At 54.8% G+C, this 12,984-nt stretch carries 11 protein-coding genes; all 11 read left to right on the top strand.

Annotated features, from left to right (window positions below; translation table 11 throughout):
* Positions 1–171 precede the first annotated feature (171 nt).
* The 11 genes from sucA to tolA all read left to right on the top strand — a co-directional run bounded on the left by sucA (position 172) and on the right by tolA (position 12,873).
* The gene (sucA, locus tag LU196_RS01760; RefSeq protein ID WP_232758016.1) at positions 172–2,979 is read left to right on the top strand and encodes a 2-oxoglutarate dehydrogenase E1 component; all 2,808 of its coding nucleotides are present in this window, start codon (positions 172–174) and stop codon (positions 2,977–2,979) included.
* A 15-nt stretch (positions 2,980–2,994) separates the two neighbouring features.
* Positions 2,995–4,212, top strand: coding sequence for a 2-oxoglutarate dehydrogenase complex dihydrolipoyllysine-residue succinyltransferase (gene odhB / locus LU196_RS01755; RefSeq protein WP_232758015.1), 1,218 nt, complete (start codon positions 2,995–2,997; stop codon positions 4,210–4,212).
* Between the two features lie 72 nt (positions 4,213–4,284).
* The gene (sucC, locus tag LU196_RS01750) at positions 4,285–5,451 is read left to right on the top strand and encodes an ADP-forming succinate--CoA ligase subunit beta (RefSeq protein ID WP_006118458.1); all 1,167 of its coding nucleotides are present in this window, start codon (positions 4,285–4,287) and stop codon (positions 5,449–5,451) included.
* Positions 5,451–6,326, top strand: coding sequence for a succinate--CoA ligase subunit alpha (gene sucD, locus LU196_RS01745; protein WP_232758014.1), 876 nt, complete (start codon positions 5,451–5,453; stop codon positions 6,324–6,326). The genes sucC and sucD overlap by 1 nt, the downstream gene beginning before the upstream one ends.
* A gap of 587 nt (positions 6,327–6,913) precedes the next feature.
* Positions 6,914–8,485, top strand: a complete 1,572-nt coding sequence (gene cydA, locus LU196_RS01740; RefSeq protein WP_232758013.1) for a cytochrome ubiquinol oxidase subunit I — start codon at positions 6,914–6,916, stop codon at positions 8,483–8,485.
* 12 nt (positions 8,486–8,497) lie between these two features.
* Entirely contained in the window at positions 8,498–9,637 is a 1,140-nt protein-coding gene (gene cydB, locus LU196_RS01735; protein WP_232758012.1) for a cytochrome d ubiquinol oxidase subunit II, read from the top strand.
* A 15-nt stretch (positions 9,638–9,652) separates the two neighbouring features.
* The gene (gene cydX, locus LU196_RS01730; RefSeq protein ID WP_232758011.1) at positions 9,653–9,763 is read left to right on the top strand and encodes a cytochrome bd-I oxidase subunit CydX; all 111 of its coding nucleotides are present in this window, start codon (positions 9,653–9,655) and stop codon (positions 9,761–9,763) included.
* A 274-nt stretch (positions 9,764–10,037) separates the two neighbouring features.
* Positions 10,038–10,442: a tol-pal system-associated acyl-CoA thioesterase gene (gene ybgC / locus LU196_RS01725; RefSeq protein ID WP_232758010.1), complete on the top strand. Its 405-nt coding sequence runs from the start codon at positions 10,038–10,040 to the stop codon at positions 10,440–10,442.
* The gene (gene tolQ, locus LU196_RS01720) at positions 10,439–11,125 is read left to right on the top strand and encodes a Tol-Pal system protein TolQ (RefSeq protein ID WP_232758009.1); all 687 of its coding nucleotides are present in this window, start codon (positions 10,439–10,441) and stop codon (positions 11,123–11,125) included. Before ybgC ends, tolQ begins: the two co-directional genes overlap by 4 nt.
* Before the next feature lie 13 nt (positions 11,126–11,138).
* On the top strand, positions 11,139–11,567 hold the full coding sequence (tolR, locus tag LU196_RS01715; protein WP_034829164.1) for a colicin uptake protein TolR: 429 nt from the start codon (positions 11,139–11,141) through the stop codon (positions 11,565–11,567).
* A 25-nt stretch (positions 11,568–11,592) separates the two neighbouring features.
* Complete coding sequence (gene tolA, locus LU196_RS01710; protein WP_232758008.1) at positions 11,593–12,873, top strand: cell envelope integrity protein TolA; 1,281 nt, start codon at positions 11,593–11,595, stop codon at positions 12,871–12,873.
* The last annotated feature ends 111 nt before the right edge of the window (positions 12,874–12,984 follow it).

Below are 12,984 nucleotides of genomic sequence, written 5' to 3'. Positions count from 1 at the left end.
CCGTTTACGGAAGCCTTGATAAGCGCGGTAGTTACCACGCTTATCAAGGTTCCCTTACGGGCCAGGCGCCGGTAGCGCACAGGTTCGTATCGCTGAACTCACTACGGCAAGTCGCGTAAGCGGCAACAAATGAAACCTCATAAAAAGCAGATTAATGCTTAAGGGATCACAATGCAGAACAGCGCGATGAAACCCTGGCTGGACTCTTCCTGGCTGGCCGGCGCGAACCAATCCTACATAGAGCAGCTCTATGAGGATTTCCTGACCGATCCTGACTCTGTTGATGAAATGTGGCGTGAACTCTTCCGTCAATTGCCCGGCACTGGCGTGAAACCTGAGCAGTTTCATTCCACTACGCGTGAATATTTCCGTCGCCTTGCAAAAGATGCCACCCGCTATACATCGACAGTCTCCGATCCGGCAACCAATTCCAAACAGGTTAAAGTGCTGCAGCTGATCAATGCGTTCCGCTTCCGCGGCCATCAGCACGCTAACCTTGATCCGCTCGGCCTGTGGAAGCAGGATCGGGTAGCCGATTTAGACCCGGCCTTCCACGACCTCACCGACGACGATTTTCAGGAAAGCTTTAACGTAGGTTCTTTTGCCATTGGCAAAGAGACCATGAAGCTGGCTGATCTGTTCGACGCGCTGAAAAAAACGTACTGCGGCTCAATTGGTGCAGAATATATGCACATCAACAACACGGAAGAGAAGCGCTGGATCCAGCAGCGTCTCGAATCTGTGGTGGGCCAGCCTTCGTTCAGCAGCGAAGAGAAAAAAGGTTTCCTGAAAGAGCTGACCGCAGCGGAAGGCCTGGAAAAATATCTCGGTGCTAAGTTCCCTGGCGCGAAACGCTTCTCGCTGGAAGGCGGCGATGCGCTGGTGCCGATGCTGCGCGAAATGATTCGCCATGCCGGCAAAAGCGGCACGCGTGAAGTGGTATTGGGGATGGCCCACCGCGGTCGCCTGAACGTGTTAATCAACGTTCTGGGTAAAAAACCCCAAGATTTGTTCGACGAATTTTCCGGTAAACATAAAGAGCACCTTGGCACGGGCGATGTGAAGTACCACATGGGCTTTTCATCTGACGTGGAAACGGAAGGTGGCTTAGTGCATTTGGCACTGGCGTTTAACCCGTCGCATCTGGAAATCGTGAGCCCGGTAGTAATGGGATCGGTACGCGCCCGTCTGGACCGACTGGCCGAGCCGAGCAGTAACAAAGTGTTGCCTATCACGATCCACGGTGATGCGGCAGTGATCGGTCAGGGCGTGGTACAAGAGACCCTGAACATGTCGCAGGCGCGCGGTTATGAAGTGGGCGGCACCGTCCGTATCGTCATCAACAACCAAGTCGGCTTTACCACATCCAATCCCAAGGATGCACGTTCTACGCCGTACTGCACCGACATCGGTAAAATGGTGCTGGCGCCGATTTTCCACGTTAACGCGGACGATCCTGAAGCTGTCGCCTTTGTCACGCGCCTGGCGCTGGATTACCGTAATACCTTCAAGCGCGATGTCTTTATTGATCTGGTCTGCTATCGCCGCCATGGTCACAACGAAGCTGATGAGCCAAGTGCAACCCAGCCGTTGATGTATCAAAAAATCAAAAAGCATCCTACGCCGCGCAAAATCTATGCTGACCAGCTGGAAAGCGAAGGTGTGGCAACGCAAGAAGTGGCCACCGAGTTGGTGAATCTCTATCGTGATGCGCTGGATGAGGGCGAATGTGTCGTGCCGGAATGGCGTCCGATGAGCCTGCACTCCTTTACCTGGTCGCCTTATCTCAACCATGAATGGGATGAGAGCTACCCTGAAACGGTTGACCTCAAGCGTTTGCAAGAGCTGGCACGCCGTATCAGCAGCATCCCTGAAGCGGTAGAAGTGCAGTCTCGCGTGGCGAAAATCTACAACGACCGCAAAGAAATGGCGGAAGGTAACAAGCTGTTTGACTGGGGCGGTGCGGAAAACCTCGCCTACGCCACGCTGGTTGATGAGGGTATTCCGGTTCGTCTTTCTGGCGAAGACTCCGGTCGCGGAACCTTCTTCCACCGCCACGCGGTTATTCATAATCAGTCCAACGGTTCCACTTATACCCCACTGCACCATATCCACAATGGCCAGGGACAATTCAAAGTCTGGGACTCCGTCCTGTCTGAAGAAGCCGTGCTGGCGTTTGAATATGGCTATGCCACTGCCGAGCCGCGCGTGCTGACCATTTGGGAAGCGCAGTTCGGTGACTTCGCCAACGGTGCTCAGGTCGTCATCGATCAGTTCATCAGCTCGGGTGAGCAGAAGTGGGGCCGCATGTGTGGTCTGGTGATGCTGCTGCCGCACGGCTATGAAGGTCAAGGGCCAGAGCACTCTTCTGCGCGCCTGGAACGCTACCTGCAACTCTGTGCTGAACAGAATATGCAAGTGTGCGTGCCTTCAACGCCTGCGCAGGTTTATCACATGCTGCGTCGCCAAGCGCTGCGCGGTATGCGTCGCCCACTGATCGTGATGTCGCCGAAATCGCTGCTGCGTCATCCGCTGGCAGTCTCAAGCCTGGAAGAGCTGGCCAACGGCAGCTTCCAACCGGCGATTGGCGAGATCGACGACCTCGATCCAAAACAGGTAAAACGCGTGGTGCTGTGCTCGGGCAAGGTCTATTACGACCTGCTGGAACAGCGTCGCAAGAATGAACAACGCGACGTGGCGATTGTGCGTATTGAACAGCTCTATCCGTTCCCGCATAAAGCGGTGCAGGCCGCGTTGCAAGATTATGCCCATGTCCAGGATTTTGTCTGGTGTCAGGAAGAGCCGCTGAATCAGGGCGCATGGTATTGCAGTCAGCATCATTTCCGCGAAGTGGTTCCCTTTGGTGCGTCCCTGCGTTACGCGGGCCGTCCGGCTTCTGCTTCACCAGCCGTGGGCTACATGTCCGTACATCAACAACAGCAGCAAGACCTGGTTAACGACGCGCTGAACCTTGGTTAATTAAAAGGAAAGAAAATGAGTAGCGTAGAAATTCTGGTTCCCGATTTGCCTGAATCCGTAGCGGACGCAACGGTTGCAACGTGGCACAAAAAACCTGGCGACGCCGTGAGCCGCGACGAAGTTCTGGTTGAAATTGAGACGGACAAAGTCGTGCTGGAAGTCCCTGCTTCAGCCGACGGTATTCTGGAAGCGGTGCTGGAAGAAGAGGGCGCAACCGTGACGTCACGCCAGCTGCTGGGACGCCTGAAAGAAGGCAACAGCGGCGGTAAAGAGACGGCAGCGAAGGTTGAGAGCAACGAGTCCGCACCTGCACAGCGCCAGACCGCGTCGCTGGAAGAAGAGAGCAACGATGCGCTGAGCCCAGCGGTGCGTCGCCTGATTGCTGAAAACAATCTGGATGCCAGCCAAATCAAAGGCACTGGCGTGGGTGGTCGACTGACGCGGGAAGATGTTGAGAAACATCTGGCGAAGAAAGCGGAAGGCGGTAAAGCCGCTCCGGCTGCTGCCGCGACTGCGCAACCTGCGGTGTCAAACCGCAGTGAAAAACGCGTTCCAATGACCCGTCTGCGCAAGCGCGTGGCTGAGCGTCTGCTGGAAGCAAAAAACAGTACCGCGATGCTGACCACGTTCAACGAAATCAACATGAAGCCTATCATGGACCTGCGTAAGCAGTACGGTGACGCGTTCGAGAAGCGTCATGGCGTGCGTCTGGGCTTTATGTCTTTCTATATCAAAGCGGTGGTTGAGGCGCTGAAACGTTTCCCAGAGGTGAACGCGTCGATTGACGGTGAAGATGTGGTTTACCACAACTACTTCGACGTCAGCATTGCCGTATCCACCCCGCGTGGTCTGGTTACGCCAGTGCTCAAAGACGTTGATGCGCTGAGCATGGCGGACATCGAGAAAAAAATTAAAGAGCTGGCAGTCAAAGGTCGTGACGGCAAGCTCACCGTTGAAGAACTGACCGGCGGTAACTTCACCATCACCAACGGTGGCGTATTTGGTTCGCTGATGTCTACGCCAATCATTAACCCACCGCAGAGCGCCATTCTGGGCATGCACGCCATTAAAGAGCGTCCAATGGCGGTGAATGGTCAGGTAGTGATTCTGCCGATGATGTACCTGGCGCTCTCTTACGATCATCGCCTGATTGATGGCCGCGAATCCGTGGGTTATCTGGTGGCCGTGAAAGAGATGCTGGAAGATCCTGCGCGTCTGTTGCTGGATGTCTAATTTTCGCCGGGCACGTCACCGCGTGATGTGCCCAAATTTATAATCTTTTCAGACCTGAATGGATAGAACATCATGAACTTACACGAATACCAGGCGAAGCAGTTGTTTGCGCGGTATGGTATGCCGGCACCCACTGGCTACGCCTGTACTACGCCACGTGAAGCAGAAGAAGCCGCCTCTAAAATTGGCGCTGGCCCGTGGGTAGTTAAATGTCAGGTTCATGCCGGTGGCCGCGGTAAAGCGGGCGGTGTGAAGGTAGTGAATAGCAAAGAAGATATCCGTGCATTTGCTGAAAACTGGCTGGGCAAGCGCCTGGTCACCTACCAAACAGACGCAAACGGTCAGCCAGTGAATCAGATCCTGGTTGAAGCGGCGACAGATATCGATCAAGAGCTGTACTTGGGTGCAGTGGTTGACCGCGCGACGCGTCGTGTGATCTTCATGGCATCGACTGAAGGCGGCGTGGAAATCGAGAAAGTGGCGGAAGAAACCCCGCACCTGATCCACAAAATGGCGCTGGATCCGTTAACAGGTCCTCAGCCTTATCAAGGCCGTGAGCTGGCGTTCAAACTGGGTCTGACCGGTAAGCAAGTCAGCCAGTTCACCAAAATCTTCATGGGCCTGGCAACCATGTTCCTGGAGCGCGATCTGGCCATGGTCGAGATCAACCCGCTGGTGATTACCAAGCAGGGCGATCTGATCTGCCTGGATGGTAAACTGGGTGCAGACGGTAACGCCCTGTTCCGTCAGCCTGAGCTGCGCGAAATGCGCGATCCAAGCCAGGAAGATCCTCGTGAAGCTCACGCAACGCAGTGGGAGCTGAACTACGTCGCGCTGGAAGGCAACATTGGCTGTATGGTCAACGGTGCGGGTCTGGCGATGGGCACCATGGACATCGTGAAACACCACGGTGGTCAGCCTGCAAACTTCCTTGATGTCGGCGGCGGCGCAACCAAAGAGCGCGTGACCGAAGCCTTCAAAATCATCCTGTCTGACGATGCCGTGAAAGCGGTTTTCGTTAACATTTTCGGCGGCATTGTGCGCTGCGATCTCATCGCAGACGGCATTATCGGTGCAGTTGCCGAAGTGGGTGTTAACGTGCCGGTGGTGGTACGTCTTGAAGGTAACAACGCCGAGCTGGGCGCCAAAAAACTGGCGGACAGCGGTCTGAACATCATTGCAGCAACCAGCCTGACAGACGCGGCACAGCGTGTTGTTGCTGCTGCGGAGGGTAAATAATGTCCATTCTGATCGACAAAAACACCAAAGTTATCTGCCAGGGTTTCACCGGTGGCCAGGGAACTTTCCACTCTGAGCAGGCGCTGGCGTATGGCACGCAGCTGGTTGGCGGTGTTACGCCAGGCAAAGGCGGCACCACGCATTTGGGCCTGCCGGTGTTTAACACTGTGCGCGAAGCGGTTGAAGCCACAGGCGCAACGGCCACCGTTATCTACGTTCCGGCTCCGTTCTGCAAAGACGGTATCCTGGAAGCGATCGAGGCGGGTATCAAGCTTATCATCACCATCACCGAAGGCATCCCGACGCTGGATATGCTCACGGTTAAAATGAAGCTGGATGAAGCTGGCGTGCGTATGATTGGCCCGAACTGCCCAGGGGTGATTACCCCAGGCGAATGCAAAATCGGCATCATGCCAGGCCACATCCATCAGCCAGGCCGCGTGGGCATCGTTTCACGTTCAGGGACGCTGACGTATGAAGCGGTTAAGCAGACCACCGATATCGGTTACGGTCAGTCAACATGCGTGGGTATCGGCGGCGATCCGATTCCGGGATCTAACTTCATCGATATCCTGAAAATGTTCCAGGACGATCCGCAGACCGAAGCGATCGTGATGATCGGTGAGATCGGCGGCAGCGCGGAAGAGGAAGCGGCGGCCTTTATCAAAGAGCACGTGACCAAGCCCGTTGTTGGCTACATTGCCGGCGTAACTGCGCCAAAAGGCAAGCGTATGGGTCACGCGGGTGCCATCATCGCCGGCGGTAAAGGCACGGCGGACGAGAAGTTTGCCGCGCTGGAAGCTGCTGGTGTGAAAACCGTGCGCAGCCTGGCAGACATCGGCGATGCAGTAAAAGCCGTGTTGCCAGCTAAATAAGCCACAATCGCTTGTGCTTTAAGCCACCTTCGGGTGGCTTTTTTTTTGCAACAGGGTCGTGAAGCCTTCACTTTCTTCTCGCCGATGTGCTGCACCCATGAACGTGTCTTCGGTCCTGTCTGTACGCGTTAACGTTAAATAATTGCGCAAAAAGTAATTAACTCGCTGAACAATTACGCCACGAGTGACAATTTTTTAACAACGCCTATTACCCTACATATTTGGAAAGTTTTTGGCTTAATCCAGATCAATAAAGGCGTGGAAATAAACAACTATATCGCTGGCGATGAACGATTCAACAGGTATAAATTGCGCTGCATCAATTCACTCTTTTTTCCGTTAATTGAGTGGCTTGTGCCTGGCGCGATGGCATCAATTTAGCCTTCTCCCTCACGCCCCTCCCGCACGAAGCAGAGTGAAGCGATCGGTCTTTTAGGGAATTTTCATCAACCTTACTCGCGCGCGTTGCGCTGCCGGTTAGGCGGATGAAATGAATGAACAGTCCTTCCTGAATCTTACTTTACGCTGTCATGACTGCCGTTGGCAGAGTGCGCGGCGTTCGCTCGCGTAGGGAGCAAGGAGTCATCATGTTAGATGTTGTCGAGCTGTCGCGTTTACAGTTTGCCCTGACGGCGATGTATCATTTTCTGTTTGTGCCGTTAACGCTAGGAATGGCGTTTTTACTGGCAATAATGGAAACCGTCTATGTATTAACGGGCAAGCAAATATATAAAGACATGACCCAATTCTGGGGCAAATTATTCGGTATTAACTTTGCGTTGGGCGTGGCTACCGGACTGACCATGGAGTTTCAGTTCGGTACTAACTGGTCGTATTACTCACACTATGTCGGCGATATTTTTGGCGCGCCGCTGGCCATCGAAGGTTTAATGGCCTTTTTTCTGGAATCCACATTTGTAGGGCTGTTTTTCTTTGGCTGGGATCGCCTTGGAAAAGTTCAACATCTCGCCGTAACCTGGCTGGTGGCATTGGGCTCAAATATGTCTGCTTTATGGATCCTGGTGGCGAACGGCTGGATGCAAAATCCCATCGCATCGGAATTCAATTTTGAAACCATGCGCATGGAAATGGTGAGTTTTTCCCAGCTGGTACTGAACCCGGTTGCACAGGTGAAATTTGTTCACACGGTGGCCGCAGGTTATACCGCGGGCGCCATGTTTATCATGGGCATCAGCGCGTGGTATCTGCTCAAAGGACGCGATCGGGCCTTTGCTAAACGCTCTTTCGGCATTGCCGCCAGCTTTGGCATCGCCGCCATTCTCTCTGCCATCGTGTTGGGCGACGAATCCGGGTACGAAATGGGCGACGTGCAAAAAACCAAGCTGGCTGCTATCGAAGCAGAATGGGAAACGCAGCCCGCGCCCGCGGCGTTTACGCTGTTTGGGGTGCCCAATCAAACCACGCGCGAAAACCGTTATGCGATTCAGATTCCTTATCTGCTCGGCCTTATCGCCACGCGATCGGTGGATAAACCGGTCACAGGGTTGAAAGAACTGTTGGCGCAGCATGAAGTGCGCATTCGCAATGGCATGAAAGCCTATGCGCTGCTTAACGCGCTGCGCGAGGGCAATCAGGATCCCGCTGTACGCCGTGATTTCGAAGCCAGCAAGCAGGATCTCGGCTACGGCCTGCTGCTGAAGCGATACACGCCGAACGTGGCCGATGCCAGCGAAGCCCAAATCCAACAGGCGACCCAAGACTCTATACCACGGGTTGCCCCCCTCTATTTTGCTTTCCGCATCATGGTACTCAGTGGGGCACTGATGCTGGCCATTATCGGGCTCGCTTTCCTGAGCGTCGTGCGTAATCGCATTGGCCAACGCCGATGGCTGCTCAAGGCGGCACTGTATGGCATTCCTCTGCCGTGGCTCGCGATTGAGTCCGGCTGGTTTGTTGCGGAATATGGCCGTCAGCCGTGGGCGATTGGTGAGGTGCTTCCCACCGCTGTGGCGAACTCTTCGCTGACCACCGGCGATATTCTCTTCTCCATGCTCCTGATCTGTGGGCTCTACACGCTATTCCTCATCGCAGAAATGTACCTGATGTTCACATTCGCGCGACGCGGCCCCAGCAGTCTTAAAACCGGGCGTTATCATCACGAAGTTGCCACTGCGGCGACACAGCCTGCGCGCGTATAAAGGAGAGCGATCATGTTCGACTACGAAGTTTTACGCTTTATCTGGTGGTTGCTGATTGGCGTTCTGCTGATTGGTTTTGCCGTGGCGGATGGCTTTGATATGGGCGTTGGCATGCTGACGCGCGTACTGGGTCGCACCGATACCGAACGGCGCATTATGATCAATGCGATTGCACCGCACTGGGACGGCAATCAGGTATGGCTGATTACGGCCGGTGGGGCGCTGTTCGCTGCCTGGCCGATGGTTTACGCCGCCGCCTTTTCTGGCTTCTACGTTGCGATGATACTGGTGCTTGCGTCGCTGTTCTTTCGTCCGGTCGGCTTTGATTACCGCTCAAAAATTGAGGACAGGCGCTGGCGCGGCGCATGGGACTGGGGGATCTTCATCGGCAGTTGTGTTCCGCCGCTGGTTATAGGTGTGGCATTCGGCAACCTGCTACAGGGCGTGCCGTTTCATGCGGATGCGTATCTGCGACTGTTTTACACCGGTAACTTCTTTCAGCTGCTGAACCCGTTTGGTCTGCTGGCGGGGGCGATCAGCGTGGCGATGATTTTGACGCAAGGAGCAACCTATCTGCTGATGCGCACCGAGGGGGAATTGCACCAGCGCGCGGGGCGCACGGCGCAGATCAGCGCGCTGGTGACGCTGGTAGGATTCGCGCTGGCCGGCGCATGGGTGAAGTACGGTATTGATGGCTATGTGTTAAATAGCGTTGTGGATCACCATGCGGCCTCTAACCCCTTGGGCAAAGCGGTGGTGCAACAACCAGGCGCGTGGCTGGCGAATTTCCAGCACGCGCCCGCACTGTGGCTGTTTCCGCTGTTGGGCGTTGTATTGCCCTTATTGACCCTTGTCTGTGTGCGTCGTAAGAGGGGAGCGTGGGCATTTGTGTGCTCTTCGCTCACGCTGGCCTGCATCATCATGACTGCGGGGGTTGCCATGTTCCCGTTCATCATGCCTTCCAGCACGGTGCCGGGCAGCAGCCTGACAATGTGGGATGCCACCTCCAGCCTGCTGACGCTACGGGTGATGACCGTGGCCGCAATGATCTTTGTACCGATCATTTTGGCTTATACCGCGTGGTGTTATTACAAGATGTTTGGTCGCATTACCCAAGAACACATTGAGCGCAACACGCACTCGCTATATTGAGAAAGGAGACACACCATGTGGTATTTTGCCTGGATTCTTGGCACCTTGCTGGCCTGTGCGTTTGGCATCATTACGGCGCTGGCCATTGAGCAAGCAGAAGACGTGAGTGCGCAGAGCCAAAAGTAACCCGAAAAGGTGCAGCAAGGGCCGTTGAGTCCTTGCTCACCGGCTTATCCCTTCCCTTGAGGCGCCAGAGCGTCTTAAACCTCATTTACCGGACTTTTAAGGGCAAACTTTCCTTGTAAAGTGAGCCTGTGTCAGTCTTTGGTCAAGAAGTCACCGGTAAATCCTTCAGAGTGTTAACGTGTGATAATTATTTTCTCCTGGCCATAGCGGAGCATTCCCAAGCGGATCGCTCTTGCGTATAGTAGCAACGTTTAAAATGAGACCGGGATGTAGAGTGAGTACAACGCTGTTTCGCTGGCCGGTTCGGGTCTATTACGAAGACACGGATGCCGGTGGTGTGGTTTACCACGCCAGCTATCTTGCTTTTTATGAACGAGCACGTACCGAAATGCTGCGCCAGCGTCATTTCAATCAGCAAGCCCTGCTCGAGCAGCAGGTGGCATTTGTGGTACGGCGCATGACGGTGGACTACGTGGCTGCGGCACGTCTTGACGATCTTCTCGAGATTCAGAGCGAAGTCACGTCAATGACGCGGGCGACCATGACATTCTCGCAGCGCATCGTGAATGCAGAAGGCAACGTGCTGAATGAAGCGGAAGTCCTGATTGCCTGCATCAATCCACATCTAATGAAGCCGATTGCGCTTCCCAAGTCTATTGTCGCGGAGTTCAAGCAGTGACTGACATGAACGTACTTGATTTGTTCCTGAAGGCGAGTCTTCTGGTCAAACTTATCATGTTGATTTTGATCGGCTTTTCCATTGCCTCATGGGCAATCATTATTCAGCGTACCCGTATCCTGAACGCGGCCAATCGCGAAGCGGAGGCGTTTGAAGACAAATTCTGGTCAGGCATTGAACTCTCGCGTCTGTATCAGGAAAGCCAGGGGCGCCGCGATGAACTCAACGGTTCAGAGCAGATCTTCTACGCAGGCTTTAAAGAGTTCGCCCGTCTTCATCGCGCGAATAGCCACGCGCCGGAGGCCGTTGTAGAGGGCGCCAGCCGTGCAATGCGCATCTCAATGAATCGCGAACTGGAAGCGCTGGAAAACCATATTCCTTTCCTGGGTACCGTGGGTTCCATCAGTCCTTATATCGGACTGTTCGGTACTGTCTGGGGCATCATGCATGCCTTTATCGCGCTGGGTGCCGTTAAACAGGCCACCTTGCAAATGGTCGCGCCCGGTATCGCTGAAGCGCTGATCGCCACGGCCATCGGTCTGTTTGCCGCGATTCCTGCCGTCATGGCGTACAACCGACTGAACCAGCGTGTTAACAAGCTGGAACAGGGTTACGACAACTTTATGGAAGAGTTCACGGCTATCCTGCATCGCCAGGCATTCTCCACCGACAACGCCAAGTAAGTCGAGGTTAACGATGGCCAGAACGCGTGGTCGCGGGCGTCGCGACCTTAAGTCGGAAATTAACATTGTTCCACTGCTGGACGTGCTGTTGGTGTTGCTGCTCATCTTTATGGCGACTGCGCCGATTATCACGCAGAGCGTCGAGGTGGATCTGCCCGATGCTACGGATTCGAAAACCGTATCGACCGACGATAATCCCCCGGTTATTGTGGAAGTGGCAGGGGTAGGGCAGTACAGCCTGGTGGTCGATCACGACCGCATGACGCAGCTGCCCCCCGAGCAGGTGGTGAGTGAAGCACAGCGCCGCATCGAAGCGAATCCAAAAACCGTCTTCCTGATCGGCGGTGCGAAAGATGTGCCTTACGACGAAATCATCAAGGCGCTTAACCTGCTGCATCAGGCTGGCGTGAAATCTGTCGGTTTGATGACGCAGCCGATTTAAAGCGAATTGTTTTTGGGAACCGAGAGTGTCGAAGGCAACCGAACAGAACGAGAAGTTAAAACGCGCAATTATCATTTCGGTGCTGCTGCACATCGTGCTTATTGCCCTGCTGATTTGGAGCTCGTTTAACGAAAAAATCGAATCCAGCGGCGGCGGGGGCGGCAGTGATATCGATGCGGTGATGGTCGATTCAGGTGCCATGGTGGAGCAATATAACCGCCAGCAGAATCAGCAGCGAGACAGTCAGCGCGCCGAACAGCAGCGTGAAAAGCAGGCACAGCAGCAGGCAGAAGAGCTACAGCAGAAGCAAGCCGCCGAGCAGCAGCGCCTGAAAGAGATGGAAAAAGAGCGTTTGCAAGCCCAGCAGGAAGCCAAAGAGCAGGCTAAACAGCAGGCTGAGCAGCAGAAAGCGGCTGAAACGGCTGCGAAACAGGCTCAGGAACAGCAAAAGGCCGCTGAGGCGGCTGCCGCAAAAGCAAAAGCCGATGCGAAAGCTGAAGCAGATGCACAGGCTAAGGCCGCTGCGGATGCGAAAGCCAAAGCTGAAGAGCAGGCGAAACAAGCCGCCGCTGACGCGAAGAAAAAAGCCGAAGCGCAGGCTAAAGCCGCCGCAGCCGAAGCCGCCAAAGAGAAAGCGGCCGAGCAAGCTAAAGCCGCAGCCGAGGCCAAAGCCAAGGCTGAGTCGGAAGCCAAAGCTCAGGCGGCGGCAGAAGCGAAGGCCAAAGCCGTTCAGGAAGCCAAAGAGAAAGCGGCCGAGGCGGCCAAAGAGAAAGCCGCAGCGGAAGCGAAAGCCAAAGCTGACGCTGCAGCAAAAGCAAAAGCCGACGCTGCTGCGAAAGCCAAGGCCGAAGCCGCAGCCAAAGCGAAAGCGGCTGCTGATGCGAAGAAAAAAGCGGCGGCGGAAGCGGCCAAGAATGAAAGCGATGTGGACGATCTGCTCGGCGGTCTAAGCTCGGGTAAGAATGCGCCGAAAAGCGGTTCATCCGCTGGCGGCGGCGCAGCAGGCCAGGGTAATCAGAAGAAGGCGGGCGCCTCTGGTGCAGAAATCAACTCCTACCTTGGACAAGTGGTGGGCGCGATTCAAAGCCGCTTTTACGATGCAGACACGTTCCGTGGCAAGGAATGCAACCTGCGCATTAAGCTGGCGCCGGATGGTTTACTGATTGACGTGAAAGCTGAAGGTGGCGATCCCGCACTGTGTCAGGCGGCCATCACAGCCGCGAAGCAGGCCCGTATTCCCAAGCCGCCTTCTCAGGCGGTGTATGAAGTGTTTAAAAACGCGCCGATGCGTTTCAAACCGGAATAATGCAGTAACTTACGGCAGGTTGAACTAAGGTTAGCTTGCCGTATTTTATGACTACTCGTGTTTTCAGGAACTGTGCGAATTATCGTGAACCCCGGTTCAGGTAAGGGAGAA

The sequence above is a fragment of the Pantoea sp. Mb-10 genome, assembly GCF_021272205.1.
Classification (GTDB): Bacteria; Pseudomonadota; Gammaproteobacteria; order Enterobacterales; family Enterobacteriaceae; genus Pantoea.
This window is presented reverse-complemented; position numbering and strand designations above follow the sequence as displayed.